This window comes from Serratia rubidaea, from assembly GCF_016026735.1.
Classification (GTDB): Bacteria; Pseudomonadota; Gammaproteobacteria; order Enterobacterales; family Enterobacteriaceae; genus Serratia_B; species Serratia_B rubidaea.
Genome location: NZ_CP065640.1, coordinates 1,275,284 through 1,293,165 on the forward strand (window position 1 = coordinate 1,275,284; position 17,882 = coordinate 1,293,165).

General features: G+C 58.5%; 12 protein-coding genes. 7 read left to right on the top strand and 5 right to left on the bottom strand.

Going from position 1 to position 17,882, the window contains the following annotated elements:
• Positions 1-119: 119 nt before the first annotated feature.
• The 4 genes from I6G83_RS05920 to I6G83_RS05935 all read left to right on the top strand — a co-directional run bounded on the left by I6G83_RS05920 (position 120) and on the right by I6G83_RS05935 (position 4,009).
• On the top strand, positions 120-602 hold the full coding sequence (locus I6G83_RS05920; protein ID WP_054305710.1) for an Hcp family type VI secretion system effector: 483 nt from the start codon (positions 120-122) through the stop codon (positions 600-602).
• A 20-nt stretch (positions 603-622) separates the two neighbouring features.
• Positions 623-1,534: a hypothetical protein gene (locus tag I6G83_RS05925; protein WP_054305709.1), complete on the top strand. Its 912-nt coding sequence runs from the start codon at positions 623-625 to the stop codon at positions 1,532-1,534.
• A 199-nt stretch (positions 1,535-1,733) separates the two neighbouring features.
• Positions 1,734-2,228: a molybdopterin-dependent oxidoreductase gene (locus tag I6G83_RS05930; RefSeq protein ID WP_054305708.1), complete on the top strand. Its 495-nt coding sequence runs from the start codon at positions 1,734-1,736 to the stop codon at positions 2,226-2,228.
• Positions 2,225-4,009 carry an ATP-binding response regulator gene (locus I6G83_RS05935; RefSeq protein WP_054305707.1) on the top strand — a complete coding sequence of 595 codons (1,785 nt, stop codon included), beginning with the start codon at positions 2,225-2,227 and terminating at the stop codon, positions 4,007-4,009. The genes I6G83_RS05930 and I6G83_RS05935 overlap by 4 nt, the downstream gene beginning before the upstream one ends.
• Here I6G83_RS05935 and I6G83_RS05940 read toward each other — a convergent pair.
• From I6G83_RS05940 to I6G83_RS05955, 4 genes are all read right to left on the bottom strand, one after another.
• The gene (locus tag I6G83_RS05940) at positions 3,999-4,850 is read right to left on the bottom strand and encodes a helix-turn-helix domain-containing protein (protein ID WP_054305706.1); all 852 of its coding nucleotides are present in this window, start codon (positions 4,848-4,850) and stop codon (positions 3,999-4,001) included. The genes I6G83_RS05935 and I6G83_RS05940 overlap by 11 nt on opposite strands.
• A gap of 452 nt (positions 4,851-5,302) precedes the next feature.
• Positions 5,303-8,365 carry an autotransporter outer membrane beta-barrel domain-containing protein gene (locus I6G83_RS05945; RefSeq protein WP_062779282.1) on the bottom strand — a complete coding sequence of 1,021 codons (3,063 nt, stop codon included), beginning with the start codon at positions 8,363-8,365 and terminating at the stop codon, positions 5,303-5,305.
• A 94-nt stretch (positions 8,366-8,459) separates the two neighbouring features.
• A complete protein-coding gene (locus I6G83_RS05950; protein WP_371851015.1) occupies positions 8,460-11,492 on the bottom strand; it encodes an autotransporter outer membrane beta-barrel domain-containing protein in 3,033 nt (1,010 codons plus the stop codon).
• A 494-nt stretch (positions 11,493-11,986) separates the two neighbouring features.
• Positions 11,987-12,526 (bottom strand): TetR/AcrR family transcriptional regulator, encoded by a 540-nt coding sequence (locus I6G83_RS05955; RefSeq protein ID WP_232238964.1) that lies wholly within the window; start codon positions 12,524-12,526, stop codon positions 11,987-11,989.
• Between the two features lie 373 nt (positions 12,527-12,899).
• Between I6G83_RS05955 and I6G83_RS05960 the strand changes: the two genes are divergently transcribed.
• Positions 12,900-14,117, top strand: coding sequence for a Tm-1-like ATP-binding domain-containing protein (locus I6G83_RS05960; protein WP_054306891.1), 1,218 nt, complete (start codon positions 12,900-12,902; stop codon positions 14,115-14,117).
• 100 nt (positions 14,118-14,217) lie between these two features.
• On the opposite strand, the gene spy is transcribed toward I6G83_RS05960, so the two are convergent.
• Positions 14,218-14,709, bottom strand: a complete 492-nt coding sequence (spy, locus tag I6G83_RS05965; protein WP_054306893.1) for an ATP-independent periplasmic protein-refolding chaperone Spy — start codon at positions 14,707-14,709, stop codon at positions 14,218-14,220.
• A 405-nt stretch (positions 14,710-15,114) separates the two neighbouring features.
• Here spy and yhjD point away from each other — a divergent pair, with 405 nt between their 5' ends.
• Both yhjD and I6G83_RS05975 read left to right on the top strand, forming a co-directional pair.
• A complete protein-coding gene (gene yhjD, locus I6G83_RS05970) occupies positions 15,115-16,125 on the top strand; it encodes an inner membrane protein YhjD (RefSeq protein ID WP_054306890.1) in 1,011 nt (336 codons plus the stop codon).
• Positions 16,126-16,464: 339 nt separating this feature from the next.
• Positions 16,465-17,787, top strand: a complete 1,323-nt coding sequence (locus I6G83_RS05975; RefSeq protein ID WP_054306889.1) for an MFS transporter — start codon at positions 16,465-16,467, stop codon at positions 17,785-17,787.
• The last annotated feature ends 95 nt before the right edge of the window (positions 17,788-17,882 follow it).

Consider the following 17,882-nt stretch of genomic DNA (forward strand, 5'->3'; position numbering starts at 1 on the left):
CCAGGCTAAATCACATGAGGGAAATCTTAATAACCTGATAACAAGAGATCGCGCGTTGACAACACCGGGTCGTCGGTTAACTTGGTAGCGAATATCACCATTTACCAATGAGGAAAAAAATGGCTATTGATACCTTTTTGAAAGTCGAAGGCGTAACCGGCGAATCCCATGATTCCAATCATAAAAATTGGACCGACGTCCTGTCATTTACCTGGGGCGCGTCCCAATCCGGCAATATGGCGGTGGGCGGCGGCGGCGGCACCGGCAAAGTGAATTACCGCGACCTGGAAGTTCAGGCGCTGATCGATAAAGCCACCCCGGCGATTTTAAAATTCTGCTCCAGCGGCAAGCACGTCAACAAAGTGGAAGTATCCATCTGTAAAGCCGGCGGCAGTCAGGTGGAATATTCGCGCATCGTGCTGGAAGACGTGCTGGTTACGCTGGCTGATTTTACCGGCGTCGGCCACACCGATAATATTCTGGTGAAATATCGCTTCCAGGCGTCGAAAGTCAATCTGCACTACTGGGAACAGACGGATAAGGGCACCAAAGGGGCTGAAACCAAATCCGGTTGGGATATCAAACAGAACAAAGAAATATAACCTGACTACGGGAGGGTTCTATGGCAGATCCAACACTGGATGTCGAATCCGTTTTAAAGGGCAGCCTGATCGGCCAGGATGACCTGCGGGTGATTCTTGCCTTTATTAATGAGCTGGATGAAGAAACGCTGATGCAGTTCGAAACCGACACCGACTCCGGCATCATGAATACCTTTGCCGAGTTACAGCGCGCCAGCGACCGCAGAAACACGCTTGCAGACTATGGCGAAAGCCGCGATGAGGAAGAAAGCATCGGGCTGCAGGATATGACCGGCAATATGCTGAACCGACGGCCCGACGTTTTCAATAAATACGGCACCTCGCTCAGAGGTTATGGCGGCAACGTCTATGACGATACGCAAAAAAGCAATTACAACATGGCCGCTGCGGCGGTAGGGGTCGTTGGCGCGCTGTCGAGTTCCGGCGCCTATTTTGCCGCGACCGCCGCCGCTCAGGCCGGTGAGACCCTGATGACCAATGCTTACGCCCGCTTCGCCCTGGGCGCCGTCGGTGCGTTGGGTATCTCCAGCGGCTGCGTGCTTGCAGTACGCAACTTTCTGTCCGACCGCCGCGTCGGGGAGAATAAAAAGCTGGTGGACGCCATGAAAAAAATGTCGAAATCCCGCAACAAGCTCACCGCCTTTTTCAATGAAACCCGCGTCAAGATCCTGAAAGACGAAGAGAAAGCGAAAAAGAGCGCCATGACTTACATGAGCCGCCGCCCGATTAATCTGGCCGGCGGCGGAGATATCAAGGCGCGTATGGAACATCTGTTTTCGAACATTTTGCTGACGGATACCTCGCCGGTGAAGGCGAAAATCCTGCTGATCAGCAATGAACACTATGTTTCTTTAACCGACGACAGTAATCGACCGACCTACATCTCCAAAGATGAACTCAAACTGATGGGTGAAATTGCCGGAATGTTCTAAATCGTCCCCACGCTGATTCTTTTTGCCGCTAAAAAAGTGCTATTATAAGAATCAGGTACTGTGGAACCGCCCAAAGGCCGGCTTTGCTGGCCTTTGTCTTTTCTGCAGCCGCCGCCTGCTTAATTCGCTGTTTTCTGACACTGTTTAGCCTGCTAAATTTATTTCTTGGCCCTTGCCTTTCATTGCGGAGAAATTCCCGATGCTATCGACCCTGATCAGAACTCTTGCCCTGGCGCTATTCGCCCTGATCGCCGCCCAAACCTCCGCGTTAGCCTTTACTCTGGAAGTTTCTGGCAATATCAGCCATTACACCGATGCGGCCAACAAACGCTATGTCTTTAGCGATCGGGACCTGTTCGCCATGCCGGTCCACTCGATTTCCACCTCCACCTCGTGGACGCCGCGGCGCAAATTCGACGGCGTGGCGGTGGCAGATATCCTGAAAAAAGTGGGTGCCAAGGGGCAGACGCTGTCGATGCATGCGCTGAACGACTATTACATCGATATTCCGCTGTCCGACGTGGAGCACTACAACATCATCCTGGCCTATAAAATGGACGGGGAAATGTTGAAAATCCGCAACTTCGGCCCGCTGTTTCTGGTTTACCCGCGTGATGACAGCGGCCCGGAGTTAAATTCGCCGCTGTATAACTCGCGCTTTATCTGGCAGGTCAACAGGATCGTGATTAAATGAAGCTGACCCAGTTCAAGAACGGCAGCCGGCTGGCGATCCCGGCCATTTTCGCCGCCCTGTTCATTGTGGCTTCCACCATCACCCTGTATTACTACAGCGCCACGCTGTCGAAAAAGGGGCTGTACGCCATCGCCGGCACGCAGGAAAACTACTCGTGGTCGATCGCGAAATTCTCCATCAAGCTGGCGGAGTTTGAAACCTATGTGGAACAGCTGAAGAATACGCCCAAGGTGGACGTCGAGGCGTTAAGGCTCAGGTTTGAAATCCTGTATTCTCGCTTCTACGTGCTGGAGACCGTGTCGGAATCCACCCAACCGCTGTACCGCGAGGCCGGCTATCCCGAAGTGATTAAGCAGATGGTGGCGCAAATGAATCAGCTCGACCATCTCATCAGCGCCTCCCCGCCGAACCTGCAGGAAATTACCCAGTCCATGCAGCAGATGAAGCCGTTTGCGATCGAGATGGCCAACCTGGCCGACCATGCCGAGGTGAAGCAGCGCACCGTCGCCTATAACGACTATATCGAGAAGCGGCATATTATTTTCTATGGCCTGGTGATCATCATGTTCTCGGTGATTGCGCTGGTCGCCATTACGCTGATTGTCCTGCGCCAGCAGCGCATTACCATCCAGCAGCAGGCCAAGGCCATTGAGGCGGAAAAGGCCACGCACTCGAAAAACGCCTTCCTCGGCGCCATCGGCCACGAACTGCGCACCTCGCTGCAGAGCATTATGTCGGCCATTGACGTGCTGATGAATACCAACGTCTCCAGCGAGCACGTTGATACCTTCCAGCGGCTGGAAACCGCCGCGCAGCAGATTGAAACCCAGATGAAGGATTTGACCGACTACGCGCATCTGGACAGCGGCATGATGGAACTGCGCATTATGCCGTTCAATGCTGAACAGCTGATTCAGCAAACCACCGACGAAGTCGGCATGCTGATGAACAAAACGCAGATCGCGCTGCTGTGCGAGGTCGACTTCAGCCACGCGCAGATGTATTCCGACCCGCTGCGCATCCGCCAGATTCTGGTTAATCTGCTGACCAACGCCTTCAAATACACCGAAAGCGGCACCATCACCGTACACGGCTGCCTGCGGCGCCAAACCGGCGGCAATGCGCTGATGCTGGAAGTGACCGATACCGGCATCGGGATGGAAGAAGAGAAGCTGGGGCAGATATTCCAGCCGTTTACCCAGCTGGACCAGTCCAATACCAAACAGTACGGCGGCGTCGGCATGGGGCTGGCGATCGTACGCGGCCTGGTCGCGCTGCTGCAGGGCACCGTGACCGTCTACAGCGAACAGGGCAAAGGCAGCACCTTTATCGTCAGTATTCCGGTGGAAGTCAGTGAAGATCAGGCGGAAGAAGAGGCGCAGCCGCAGGCGCTGTCCGATATGGCGATGAAAGAGCAGCAGGTGCTGGTAGTGGACGACAACCGGTCGGTGGGGGAAGCCTTCGCCGCCCTGCTGGACAAGCTGGGCTACCAGCATGAGCTGTGCGATTCCTCAGAGCGCGCGCTGCAAAAGCTGCTGCGCCGGCCTTACGACGTACTGCTGCTGGATTTACAGATGCCGGGCATCGACGGCGCGGCGCTGGCGAAAAAGCTGCGCGGCCAACGCGGCCCCAACCGCCATATTCCGATTATCGGCATCAGCGCCCAGACGCCGGAACTGCTGACGCTGGAGCAACGCGCGCTGTTCGACGATTACCTGATAAAACCCGTGCGGTTGGAGGCGCTGTCCACCGCCCTGTCCGCGCTGTTCCTTAAAGGTTAAAACAGCGCTGCAGCGCGGCTTCAATCACATGCAGCCGCACCGGCTTTTCATACGGGCCAAGCACGTCATAATCGCGCATCGCCTTGGCGATTTCCGACTCGCGCAGCCCGGTGCCCAGTTGGCCGGTCAGCACCAACACCGGCGCATCCGGGTTATCGGAGGCGCGAATCGCCTCGATGCACTGTTCGGAGGTTTCCTGCCCGATCAGCCAGTCAACCACGTAGCCGTCGAACAGGCTGCGGCTCAGCGCCTGCTTGAACGCCGGCACGTCGTAAAAGGCAACGGCGTTAAAGCCGCGGCTGTTCAGGTATTTGGCCAGCTCATCCGCCGCCTGGTGCGAATCATCCAGCACCGCGATGCTTAAGCGCTCATCGTCGACGTTCGTCGGACGGATCTCGATCAGCTCCACGCAGTAGCGACTGCCCGCCGACGCCTCATCGGCGCGGTAAATCACCCACTTTTCCTCTTCCTGCAGCGCGACATATTCAGAAAAACGCCCGCCGCTGACTTCGCTGCCAATGTATGCCACGCAAGGAATGTTGACCCCGGCCAGCGAAAAGATGGCATCTCGTGCAATAGTTTGCGCGGGAGGCTCATTCTCCACGTTGATATCAACAATGGCGGCCGGCGTTTCGTCCAGCGCGGCCGCAACGCTGTTGATCTGCTCCAGCGTCCAGGGGCTTTGCCCTTTCAGCTTCCGGTGGGCATGGGAAAAACTTAGCGCCAGAATGCGGCTAAGTTCCTTTGCTTGCTGACGTTTACCGATCCCGTGATGAAGAAAGAGTTCTCTGACCCGGTTTGCAATCGACTGCGAATCGAATTTTTGATGATTGTTATCCATTTTTTCCTTCGATTTTTTCTAATTTTTCAGTCGCTTTGACATGTTATCGTGTTCGAACATCATTCAATATTAGCATCATATGCAAGATTAATCTCAAACATTGCTTGACACACCATGTTTTATAGTCAAACATGGTATCAAAAGCTACACACAGCAACACACTATAAAAATAAAACACCAGTACTTATAACCATAACGACACCAGGGAAACTCGTTCAGGTTGCCGGTTCTAAAATACAGTATGCATTAGGACAACGGCACACCGTTCAGAGTAAAAGCCTTTATCGCTAATAATAAAGATGTACCCCCCATTGAACCGGCTCCCATCAGGGGGCCGTTTTTTTATGGGATTTTACCGGCAGGAGAGAAGATTAGGGCAATTTTTCTGCGTCTGCGGAAAAAAACAGGGCCGCCGTCGGCGACCCTGAATGTAATGCTGACGATGTGCAGGATCAGAAACGCCAGGTGAAGCCGGCGTTGACGCTGTTGTCCTGATGACGATCCGACAGCAGGCCGCCGTAGCCCAGCGACACTGACGCGTTCTGGCTCACCGCCACGTCCGCGCTGGCCTTCAGCAACAGGCCGTCACGCGAGACCGGCACGCTGTTGCTGACGAACGCCGCGTTGCCGCCGCGGAACTTCAGCCCCGTGCCGCGCTCCAGCTCGCCGTACTGATGCTGCCAGCCCGCCTCACCGCGCAGCGTCACCGCCGTTTCACGGCTCAGCTGCCACTGGTGGTCCGCACGCAGCCCCAGCGTCGACACCGTGGCGTCCGTATGCTGCTTGTCGCCGTGCAGCGCCGCTGCGCCACCCGACTCGCTGATGCCGTTGTTCCGGAAGTTGATGTACGCCAGGTTGGCGAACGGCTCCAGGTTCACCCACTCACTCTGCACGCTGTAGCCCGCCTCCGCGAACAGCTGCTCGGTGCGCGCGCTGTATTTCGCCGTCGCACGGTCCGACTGCAGCCCGTAGTTCACCGAGCGCGCCGTATCGAACCGGTGCCAGGTGTAAGCGCCCCCGGCGCGCAGCGCCAGCGCCCCGTACTGCTTGCTGCCGTACGCCGCCAGGTGGTAGTTGTCGCTGTCCGCGTTCGAGCCGTAGCCGCCGTCCAGCGAGGTGCGGGTATAGCCGGTCGCCACCCCCAGCCGCCAGTCGTCGTAAGCCGAATCCAGACCCAACAGCACCCCGTAGGTCGAGGCCTGGTAGCCGGTGGCGTTCACATCCCCGGACGCATGATCCCACGCGCCAACAAACTGCGCCCACGCGCCGCCGTCATCCGCCTTGATGTCCGGCGCCGTCGCCAGCCCTTCCGCCTGACGCAGACGGCTGTTCAGCGCGTCACGCAGGTAGCGGCTGTCGTTCACCTGCGCCGAGGCGATATCCGCATGGATCTGCCCCGACAGCTGGCGGAACGCCTGCTGCGCCTGCCCCGCGCTGCCGGAAGCCAGGATGCTTTCATACACCGGGTTGCCCGCCGCCAGCGCATCCGCCGCCGCCGCCACCGAGCGCTCGTTCTGCGTTGTCGCCACACTGGCGAACGCGGTATCGTTACGCGCCACGTCGGCCGTCAGCTGGCTGCCCTGCGTCGACAGCGTGGCGTCCAGGAACGGCGAGCTGGTCGTCGCGCCGTCAAACTGCCCGCCGATGCCCTGCTGCGCCTGCAGGATGTCATACTGACCGATGGCGCTGCCGCCGCCCTCGCCGTTCAGCACGTTCTGCTGATCCAGCAGCATCACCACCTCACCGCCGTCGATCTGCGCCGATCCGCCGCTGACGATCCGATCGCTGCTGCCGTCCGCCGCCGCTTCCACCGCGTAGCGCGAGCCGGCGGCAAAGGTCACGTCGCGGGTCACGTTCAGCGTGCCGATCGAGTTGCCCGGCGCCACGGTGGCGCCGGCGTTGGCGGTCAGCGAGCCGATGCGGCCCGAGCCGCCGAGCACGCCGCCGTCCTGCACCGTCACGTCCGACGCCAGCGTACCGTTCACCGCCAGCAGGCCCTGATTCACCAGCGTCGGCCCGCTGTAGCTGTTGTTGCCGGTCAGCACCAGCGTACCGATGCCCTCTTTGGTCAGGCCGCCATGGCCGGAGATATCGTTCGAATAAACTTCCAGGCCACAGTGTACGTCGTCACAGATACGCTGATAGCGCGTACCGCTATCCAGCTCCGCGCCTACCCCCGGAATATTGGCGACAAACTGCGTAGGACCATAGGCCACGCCCTCGGCATCAGGGATGCGGAACTCTTGCGGAATATCCTGCGCGGTGTAAAACATCCCCGGCCCGTTGATCGCCTTGCCGAGGTTAATCATCCCCCAGCCGTACAGCGCATCGATTCCCGGGGCGCCCATATCGGTGGCGGTAGTTTTCAGCACGTCGGCAATTTGCGCTGTCGACAGATAAGGGAAACGCTGCAGCAGTACGGCGACCGCACCGGTCACGTGCGGCGTTGCCATCGAGGTACCGTTTTTATTGCCGTAGTCCGACGTCAGCTGCTGCGGATCGGAGCCGTTGGCCACCGCGCTGTATATTTTACTGCCCGGCGAAGCAACGCAGAAGCTGGCGGTGTAGCCGCAACGGGTTGAGAAGGAACTGAGGGTGTAAGGTACGCTGTTGGTCGACGCCTCATCCTGCGCCACGCTGGCGACGGTCAGCCAGTTCGGCGCGATATCCGGTACAAAATAGCCCAGCCCGCTGATCACGTCCGGCTGGTTGTAGTTGCCGTCGTTGCCTGCGGCAAACAGCACCAGAATATTGTGGCGCGCGGCGTCGATCGCCCCCTGATAGCCTGCGCCGGCCAGGCTGCCCAGCAGCGGCTTCACCTGGTCGAACTGCTCTTGCGCATCGCGCAGTTCAAAGTGCAGCGCATCCGGGTCTTTACCGCCGTCGGAAAGGAAATCAGGGATGCTGACGCCCCAGCTGTTGTTAATCACCCGCGCGCCGCTTTCAATCATCGCCTGCCAGCCGGCGTTGGTCACCGCGCCGTCCAGCCCCAGAAATTCACCGTAGGCCGGGCCGTCGTTATCGTTGTCCACGCTGATTATCTGTGAATCAAACGCCACGCCGTGCATGCCCGCACCGTCGCGGTTGGCCGCGGCGATGCCCGCCACGTGCACGCCGTGGTTGCTCAGCGTCTCGCCGTTATAAAAATGGAAGGTGCCGTCGAAATAGAACGGATCGCCGGCGTTAATGCCCGGCCGGTGGGGATCGGTATAGGCGCGGATCCCCTGCGTCACCACATTGATCAGCTTGCCGTCGCCGGCGAACTCGGGATGCTGGTTATACACCGGCGTATCCAGGATCCCCACTTTCTGCCCTTTGCCGGTATAGCCGGCGGCGTAGGCCTGGTCGGCGTGAATCGCCCCCAGCCCCCAGTCGGCATTAAACTCGGCGCTGCGCCAACTGCCCGGGTCGCCGATTTTACCGTCGTCCGCCTGCACGCTGCCTGCCGCCAACAGCGAACACAGCAAGGCATTCAGTTTCCATGTCGGCCTTTTCTTTCCTGTAGATGCTTTCATTCCCGTTACCTTTGATATTTGTTCTGCTCGTCGCATGGGAAAACGGGCCGCCCGAGTGGGCGGCCCTGAGTGTTAACAATGGATAGGCACTGAATCAGAAGCGCCAGGTGAAGCCGGCGTTGACGCTGTTGTCCTGATGGCGATCCGACAGCAGGCCGCCGTAGCCCAGCGACACTGACGCGTTCTGGCTCACCGCCACGTCCGCGCTGGCCTTCAGCAGCAGGCCGTCACGCGAGACCGGCACGCTGTTGCTGACGAACGCCGCGTTGCCGCCGCGGAACTTCAGCCCCGTGCCGCGCTCCAGCTCGCCGTACTGATGCTGCCAGCCCGCCTCACCGCGCAGCGTCACCGCCGTTTCACGGCTCAGCTGCCACTGGTGGTCCGCACGCAGCCCCAGCGTCGACACCGTGGCGTCCGTATGCTGCTTGTCGCCGTGCAGCGCCGCTGCGCCACCCGACTCGCTGATGCCGTTGTTCCGGAAGTTGATGTACGCCAGGTTGGCGAACGGCTCCAGGTTCACCCACTCACTCTGCACGCTGTAGCCCGCCTCCGCGAACAGCTGCTCGGTGCGCGCGCTGTATTTCGCCGTCGCACGGTCCGACTGCAGCCCGTAGTTCACCGAGCGCGCCGTATCGAACCGGTGCCAGGTGTAAGCGCCCCCGGCGCGCAGCGCCAGCGCCCCGTACTGCTTGCTGCCGTACGCCGCCAGGTGGTAGTTGTCGCTGTCCGCGTTCGAGCCGTAGCCGCCGTCCAGCGAGGTGCGGGTATAGCCGGTCGCCACCCCCAGCCGCCAGTCGTCATAGGCCGAATCCAGTCCCAGCAACACCCCGTAGGTCGAAGCCTGGTAGCCGGTGGCGTTCACATCCCCGGACGCATGGTCCCACGCGCCGACAAACTGCGCCCACGCGCCGCCGTCATCCGCCTTGATGTCCGGCGCCGTCGCCAGCCCTTCCGCCTGACGCAGACGGCTGTTCAGCGCGTCACGCAGGTAGCGGCTGTCGTTCACCTGCGCCGAGGCGATATCCGCATGGATCTGCCCCGACAGTTGGCGGAACGCCTGCTGCGCCTGCCCGGCGCTGCCGGAGGCCAGGATGCTTTCATACACCGGGTTGCCCGCCGCCAGCGCATCCGCCGCCGCCGCCACCGAGCGCTCGTTCTGCGTTGTCGCCACGCTGGCGAACGCGGTATCGTTACGCGCCACGTCGGCCGTCAGCTGGCTGCCCTGCGTCGACAGCGTGGCGTCCAGGAACGGCGAGCTGGTCGTCGCGCCGTCAAACTGCCCGCTGATGCCCTGCTGCGCCTGCAGAATGTCATACTGACCGATGGCGCTGCCGCCGCCCTCACCGTTCAGCACGTTCTGCTGATCCAGCAGCATCACCACCTCACCGCCGTCGATCTGCGCCGATCCGCCGCTGACGATCCGATCGCTGCTGCCGTCCGCCGCCGCTTCCACCGCGTAGCGCGAGCCGGCGGCAAAGGTCACGTCGCGGGTCACGTTCAGCGTGCCGATCGAGTTGCCCGGCGCCACGGTGGCGCCGGCGTTGGCGGTCAGCGAGCCGATGCGGCCCGAGCCGCCGAGTACGCCGCCGTCCTGCACCGTCACGTCCGACGCCAGCGTACCGTTCACCGCCAGCAGGCCCTGATTCACCAGCGTCGGCCCGCTGTAGCTGTTGTTGCCGGTCAGCACCAGCGTACCGATGCCCTCTTTGGTCAGGCCGCCGTGACCGGAGATATCATTGCTCCATATATCCAGCCCGCAGTGGACATCATCACACACCCGCTCGGTCGGTTTGCCCCGGTCGAGCACCGCGCCGACGCCGGGCAGGTTGGCGACAAACTGGCCGGAACCATAAGCAACGCCTTGTTCATCCGGCACGCGGAACTCTTGCGGAATATCCTGCTCGGTATAGAACATCCCCGGCCCGTTGATCGCCTTACCGAGGTTAATCATCCCCCAGCCGTACAGCGCATCAATCCCCGGATCGCCCATATCGGTGGCGGTAGTCTTCAGCACCGACGCCACCTGCGCGCCGGTCATATACGGGAAGCGCTCCATCAGCACCGCAATGCTGCCGGCAACGTGCGGCGCAGCCATCGAAGTACCGCTGTACTTGGCGTAGCCGGTGGTCAGATTGTCCGGCGTGGTGCCTTCAATCACCGAGCTGTAGACCTTCGAGCCCGGCGCCGAGACGCAGAAGCTGGCGGTGTAGCCGCAGCGGGAAGAGAAGGTGCTGATAGAGTAATCACCGGTGCCTTGCGGATCCTGCAGGCTGGCGACCGACAGCCAGTTCGGCGCGATATCCGGCACAAAGTAGGCCAGCCCGGCCATGGCATCGGGGTTATTCAGGTTATCGTCATTACCGGCGGCAAAGATGGTGACGATGCCGCTGCGCGCCGCATCAATCGCTCCCTGATAGGCGCCACCCGGCTTAGTGCCCAGGATCTGTTTGATCTGTTCGAACTGTTTACGCGCGTCGTCGACGGTAAAGTGAGGATAGGCCGGGTCGGAACCGCCCTCGGCAAACTTATCGGTAATGCCGATCCCCCAGCTGTTGTTGATAATTCTTGCGCCGCTGGCAATCAACGCATCCCAGCCGGCCTTGTATACCGCCCCGTCGTTGCCAAGAATAATGCCGTCTTCCGGGCCAGGGTCACCGTTCTCCGCGCTGATGATTTGCGCATTGAAGGCCACACCGTGCATTTCTCCGCCGTCACGGTTGCCGGCGGCAATACCACCGACGTGCGTACCGTGCGAACCTAACTCGCCGTCTGACCCGACGCTCGGCGTGCCGTCATAGCGGAAGGCGTCGCCTTTCTTCACCGGAATATAGGGGTCGGTGTATTCCCGCACCCCCTGCGTCACCAGGTTGATCACTTTGTCCTGACTGGCGAACTCCGGGTGCTGGGCATAAACCGGCTGATCGAAAATCCCCAGCTTGACGCCTTTACCGGTGTAGCCGGCAGCGTAGGCCTGGTCGGCATGAATCGCCCCCAGCCCCCATTCGGCATTAAATTCATTACTGCGCCAGCTGGCCGCGTCGCCGGGCCGGCCATTTTCCACATAGGAGGCGGCCTGCGCCCCGCTGCCGATCACCGCCAAAAAACAGGCGACGGCGCTTAATTGCATACGCTGCTTCACCGGCGCGGGAAACGCCGACCCCGTCCGCCCCGGCTTATTCTCTTTACGTTGACTGACCATCCCAGATACCGTCCATTGTTGTTTGCAAATGTTTTATTGGTTTTATGTGTTACGTTTCTGTAACACCAAATAAATAAAGCACAACAATGGTCACTTCGCCCGGCAGGCGAAAAACGATGGCAAATGCCATTACGGAAAAATATTCCGCTAACCAGGGAGAGAAAAGGGAAGTGAAAGAGTGGTGAATGCTAATTAGACCATGGCAATAGTCTTATTGGTTCGGAAATTGATATCAAGTTAATAATATGATTATCAATGAATTAACAGATGCTTTGCGTGCAAAATATTTACTCAAAGTTCCGGCAGCGCGGAATTCTGGCTTAGTAATTATCAGTAAAAATTATAACTACATAGCCTATTCGTTTAGTGAATAATTCTAGGTTTAACGCCGGCAATACGCTAAAAATGGATTATCCTGCTGGTTATTTTTTGCTGTTGCGCACATCTTCTTCGGCCTGACGAATAATCGCTTTCGCCATCCACTGCGTCACGTCCTGAATACCGCTCAGATCCAGTCCCCAAATATCTTTCAATACCAAGAACACTTCTGAACCGTAAATCAGCGAGAAAGCGTGGATCACGCGCTGCAGCGCCTCCGGCGGCAATTTATCCTGCAACGGCTCGACCGCCAGTTTCAGCAGCCGTTTGCGGTTACCGCGCACGAATTTTTCTCCCGGCGTGGCATTGGCCCACTGCTGCAGAGAGAGTTGCAACGCCGCACGCAGCGCGCCTTCATGCTGCTCCATCTGCGGGTAAGCAAAGGCCAGCAGCTGCTGAATGCGCAGCAGCGCATCATCATCATGCGGTTCCCACTGCAAAATCGGCCCCAGACTTTCCGCCACCACGGCGGTAATCAGCGCGCTTTGCGTCGGGAAATAGCGATAGGCGGTAGCGCGGGATACCTGAGCATGGGCGGCCAGTTCGGTGATCGACGGAAACGCGCCGTCATCGTACAGCTCCATCGCGCTGGCAAGCAGCAATTTGCGCGTTCTGGCGCGCGTAGGGGTTCGTCCCGCGGAGCGGGAAAAGCGGATAGCGACACATCGACCTCACACAAATCATGCCGGCTCACAGGCGGCATAATGAAAAACCTGACAGGCAGGATCCTGGCCCTTCCAGCGTCGCAAAAGCGAACTATAAATACAAAAAATGAGACCCTCGTCTCATTTATCGTTAAAAAGGACTTGCATTAATGATACTACCGTCTCATTATGTATACAAATTCATCGGCTGTATCTAATTGTACCAACACCAGGGTCCCAAACTAATATTATAAGTTATCATTAGAAACAATCAGTTCGGCGCTCATAGCCGACCTTTTTTCAGGAACAGACGATGAGAAATACCCCAACCTTTGTCTATATTGCTACCACAGCAGATACCAAAGGACAAGAGTTGGCGTATGTGCGTGGTTTGATTGACAGCCTCGGTTTACCCACCATCACCGTCGATCTTTCCACTCATAACATGCCCGTACGCTACCCGGCCGACATTTCGGCGGCCGACGTAGCCGCTTTTCATCCAGAAGGCGCAGCCGCCGTCTTTTGTCATAACCGAGGTCAGGCAATCGCCGCCATGGCCATCGCTTTTGAACGCTTTATGCTGTCGCGCAACGATGTCGCCGCCCTGTTGGGCATGGGCGGCTCCGGCGGCACCGCCATGATCACCCCGGCAATGCAGCAGCTGCCTATCGGTCTGCCCAAACTGATGGTCTCCAGTATGGCCGCCGGGGACGTTTCCGGCTATGTCGGCGCCAGCGATATCGCCATGCTGTATTCCGTGACCGATATTGCCGGCCTGAACCGTATTTCACGCAAGGTGCTGGGCAACGCCGCACACCAGATCGCCGGCGCGGTGCGCTTCCATACCGATGACGACGTGCTCAGCAAACCGGCCACCGGCTTGACCATGTTTGGCGTAACGACGCCGTGTATCCAGGCCGTGACCCGCGCCATCGAAGCGCAATGGGACTGCCTGGTGTTTCACGCCACCGGCAGCGGCGGGCAGGCGATGGAAAAGCTGATCGACAGCCGGCTCTTGAATGCGGTGTTGGATCTGACCACCACCGAGGTGGGCGATTATCTGTTCGACGGCGTGCTGGCCTGTAACGAAGACCGTTTTGGCGCTATTGCCCGCACCGGCATTCCCTGCGTGCTGTCCTGCGGCGCCATGGATATGATTAATTTCGGCCATCCTAAAACCATCCCGGCACGCTATGCCAACCGACATTTTTATAATCACAACACCCAGGTGACGCTGATGCGCACCACCGCGGAAGAAAATGCCCGTATCGGCCGTTGGATCGGCGAAAAGCTGAATGCCTGCCCGGGAGAGATTCGCTTTGTGGTACCGGAGGGCGGTCTCTCCTCGCTGGATGCGCCCGGCCAACCGTTTTGGGATCCGCTGGCGCTACGCGCCTTTGTCGATGCGCTGGAACAAACCCTGGTGCAGACCGCACGACGCCGGCTGATTAAAACACCCTATCATATCAACGATGCGCGGTTTGCCGACGCGGTGGTGGCGCAGTTCCATGCCATCACCACGGTGAAATAATTCCGCCGGGCCGTTTTTCTCGTCATACTGCCGCGTAAAAAATATAAACAAAAAAGGCCAGATCGCTCTGGCCTTTTTATTTCGCACATTATTCAGTTAATTACTCGGCAGCCTCGTGCTGCGCTTTCATTTTATTCATGTGCTCCATCATTTTCTGTTCGCGTTTCTGATAATTCTCATTGTATTGTTTTTTCTGCTCTGGCGTTAGCAGGTTATACATTTTATTTTCGGCTTTGGCGCGCGCCAGCATACGTTCGGAATGCGCCTTGCTCATGGCGTCAATTTGCGCTTTGGCTTTCGCTTCATCAAAGCTGTCGGAGGCCACCAGCGTATGCAGCGCCTGGCGCTCTTCTTTCATACCCGGGCCGCGTTTCTGGTGCGCTTCTTTCATAATGTCGCGCATTTGCTGGCGCTGCTGCTCGGTCAGGTTCAGCCCCGCGAACGGGCCGCCTTTCCCCGGCCCTTTATGGTGCATCATTTTCATCGGCGCGTTGTCCGCCGCGGCGGTGGTGGCGGTATCAGCCGCAAACGCCATAGAGGCGGAACCCAGCGCCAGGGTAGAGGCAACAAATAAAGCAGTCAGTTTACGCATAATCATTTCCTTAAAAATCTTCTTTATCAGGAGCGCTGTACTTAACAGGCTCATCGTGTCGTCGGAGATAATAATAGGCGCAAGAATATAGATTAATGCGAAGGAGTGTAAACTTTTTAAAACCAAAAAAGGATTTATTCATCAATTATGAGCAAATTATGGAGATAGCGTCTGCCCTTTGGCAAGATTTAACCCATAACGAAAAAAAACGGAATAAATAAGGTAACACGCGCCGATTAATTACGCAGTCTATTTTACGTTAGCGGCCGGATTGCCCTTCCCTTTTGCCCGCCGGCGCGCATAAGGCCGGGAAATGCGTCAATTCCCGGCGTCGGGGTCAAATCCATGGCCGCTTTGGCTATAATGGTGAAGGTTATAGGTTTTTATATAAGGAAAGCGTGAGTAATGCCTACAGGATCTGAGAACACCCCCCAGCAGCGCCAAACGGACGAGTCAGCCAAACCGCTGATCGACATCAAGACCGGGAACCACAAGATTGACCGGGGCATCTCCGGCTTTTCCCGTCTGGTTGAGCATATCAAGGCCAGGCCGGGCATTGCCCACCTGCTGCGCGCGGCCGAACGCTTTAACGACCGGCTGGGCAGCCAGTTCGGCGCCGCCATTACCTACTTCTCTTTCCTGTCGCTGATCCCGATTCTGATGGTGTCATTCGCCGCAGTCGGTTTTGTGCTGGCCTCCAATCAGGACCTGCTGACCGAGCTTATCGACAAGATCGTCAGCAGCATCAGCGACCCGACGCTGGCCAACACGCTGAAAAACACCGTTAATACCGCCATCCAACAGCGCACCACCGTCGGCCTGACCGGTTTGGCGCTGGCGCTCTATTCCGGCATCAGCTGGATGGGCAACCTGCGTGAAGCGATACGCGCCCAGTCGCGCGACGTCTGGGAGCGTAACCCGCAGGATCAGGAAAAAATCTATTTTAAATACACCCGCGACTTTATCTCGCTGACCGGCCTGGTGGTGGCGCTGATCGTCACGCTGTCGCTGACCTCTATCGCCGGCTCGGCGCAGGCGGCCATCGTCCGCGCGCTGGGGCTGGACGGCATCGAATGGCTGCGTCCGGCGATGACGCTGATTGCGCTGTCCATCTCCATCTTCGCCAACTATCTGCTGTTTCTGTGGATTTTCTGGATGCTGCCGCGTCACAAACCCAATAAGAAGGCGCTGTTCCGCGGCACGCTGATGGCCGCCATCGGCTTTGAAGTGATCAAGTTCGTGATGACCATGACGCTGCCGCAGGTGGCGAAATCCCCGTCCGGCGCGGCGTTTGGCTCGGTTATCGGGCTGATGGCCTTCTTCTACTTTTTTGCTCGTCTGACGCTGTTTTGCGCCGCCTGGATCGCCACCGCGCAGTATAAGGACGATAAATCTCCGCCGGCCAAACCAGAATGACCGCCGGCTAACTACGTGAATATACCGGTCATCGCCTGATGACCGGTTTTTTATGCCAATAACAGGCCTGAAAATCAGAAGATAACGCTAACCACACGCCTGCCGCTCCGCCAAAAGCAGCACAACGCACTACCCATCTACTTTTCTTTCCCTCTTTTCCAGCCTTTCCCACTGCCTTGAGGTATTTTTGTGACGTTAAACTCCACAGATAAACGCAAAGGTAAAACTTTAATCTTATTAAGCGTTTATTTCCCGCATTGTACAAAGTTACGCCATTGAAAAGGGGTTTTGCTGTGGCATAAGATGACCTTTTACATAATGAAAATATAAGAAACAACTATGCAAGCCTCCATCACAACATCCGCCGACGCCAACGATGCGTCCGCACCAATCAATTCCCGGGGAAAAGTGCTGGTCGCTTCGTTGATCGGCACCGCTATCGAATTCTTCGACTTCTACATCTACGCCACCGCGGCGGTTCTGGTGTTCCCGCATATCTTTTTCCCGCAGGGCGACCCGACCACCGCCACCCTGCAGTCGCTGGCGACCTTTGCCGTCGCCTTCGTCGCCCGTCCGATCGGCTCCGCGCTGTTCGGCCACTTTGGCGATCGCGTCGGCCGCAAGGCCACGCTGGTCGCCTCGCTGCTGACCATGGGTATTTCCACCGTGCTGATCGGGCTGCTGCCAAGCTATGAAACCATCGGCGTCTTCGCCCCGCTGCTGCTGGCGCTGGCGCGCTTTGGCCAGGGCCTGGGGCTCGGCGGCGAATGGGGCGGCGCGGCGCTGCTGGCAACCGAAAACGCCCCGCCGCGTAAACGCGCGCTGTATGGCTCATTCCCGCAGCTGGGCGCGCCGATCGGCTTCTTCTTCGCCAACGGCACCTTCCTGCTGCTCTCCTGGCTGCTGACCGACCAGCAGTTTATGGCGTGGGGCTGGCGTCTGCCGTTTATCCTTTCCGCGGTGCTGGTGCTGATCGGCCTGTACGTGCGCGTCTCTCTGCATGAAACGCCGGTGTTCGCCAAAGCGGTGAAGGCGGGCAAGCAGGTGAAGATCCCGCTCGGCACCCTGCTCAGCAAGCATCTGAAGGTCACCATCCTCGGCACCTTTATCATGCTGGCGACCTACACGCTGTTCTACCTGATGACCGTCTACTCCATGACCTACGGCACCGCCGCACAGCCATTGGGGCTCGGCTATTCGCGGGAAAGCTTCCTGTGGATGCTGATGCTGGCGGTTATCGGCTTTGGCGTCATGGTGCCTATCGCCGGTCTGCTGGCGGATGCCTACGGCCGTCGTAAAACCATGGTGGTGATCACGCTGCTGATGATCGGCTTCGCCTTCCTGTTCCCGACCATGCTCGGCTCCGGCAACCAGGCGCTGGTGATGGCCTTCCTGCTGTGCGGCCTGAGCATCATGGGGCTGACCTTCGGCCCGATGGGCGCGCTGCTGCCGGAGCTGTTCCCGACCGAAGTACGCTATACCGGCGCCTCTTTCTCCTATAACGTCGCCTCGATTCTTGGCGCGTCGGTCGCGCCCTATATCGCCACCTGGCTGAACGCCAACTATGGCCTGTTCTACGTCGGGATGTACCTGGCGGCGATGGCGACGCTGACGCTGATCGCCCTGCTGCTGATGAAAGAAACCCGCCACCAGTCGCTGTAACCCCCTCTGCGGCCCGCTCCATGCGGGCCGCACGCCGCGCTGTTTTCTGTCATCAAAAGCATTTATCCTGCCTGCTTGACCTGCCCCGATAACGC

What these genes read in the sequence shown, in the direction of transcription:
- I6G83_RS05975 (WP_054306889.1), top strand. Translation starts at nt 16,465, where the DNA reads ATGCAAGCCTCCATCACAACATCCGCCGACGCCAACGATGCGTCCGCA.
- I6G83_RS05960 (WP_054306891.1), top strand. Translation starts at nt 12,900, where the DNA reads ATGAGAAATACCCCAACCTTTGTCTATATTGCTACCACAGCAGATACC.
- I6G83_RS05950 (WP_371851015.1), bottom strand. Translation starts at nt 11,492, where the DNA reads ATGCAATTAAGCGCCGTCGCCTGTTTTTTGGCGGTGATCGGCAGCGGG.
- I6G83_RS05945 (WP_062779282.1), bottom strand. Translation starts at nt 8,365, where the DNA reads ATGAAAGCATCTACAGGAAAGAAAAGGCCGACATGGAAACTGAATGCC.
- yhjD (WP_054306890.1), top strand. Translation starts at nt 15,115, where the DNA reads ATGCCTACAGGATCTGAGAACACCCCCCAGCAGCGCCAAACGGACGAG.
- I6G83_RS05925 (WP_054305709.1), top strand. Translation starts at nt 623, where the DNA reads ATGGCAGATCCAACACTGGATGTCGAATCCGTTTTAAAGGGCAGCCTG.
- spy (WP_054306893.1), bottom strand. Translation starts at nt 14,709, where the DNA reads ATGCGTAAACTGACTGCTTTATTTGTTGCCTCTACCCTGGCGCTGGGT.
- I6G83_RS05930 (WP_054305708.1), top strand. Translation starts at nt 1,734, where the DNA reads ATGCTATCGACCCTGATCAGAACTCTTGCCCTGGCGCTATTCGCCCTG.
- I6G83_RS05955 (WP_232238964.1), bottom strand. Translation starts at nt 12,526, where the DNA reads ATGGAGCTGTACGATGACGGCGCGTTTCCGTCGATCACCGAACTGGCC.
- I6G83_RS05920 (WP_054305710.1), top strand. Translation starts at nt 120, where the DNA reads ATGGCTATTGATACCTTTTTGAAAGTCGAAGGCGTAACCGGCGAATCC.
- I6G83_RS05940 (WP_054305706.1), bottom strand. Translation starts at nt 4,850, where the DNA reads ATGGATAACAATCATCAAAAATTCGATTCGCAGTCGATTGCAAACCGG.
- I6G83_RS05935 (WP_054305707.1), top strand. Translation starts at nt 2,225, where the DNA reads ATGAAGCTGACCCAGTTCAAGAACGGCAGCCGGCTGGCGATCCCGGCC.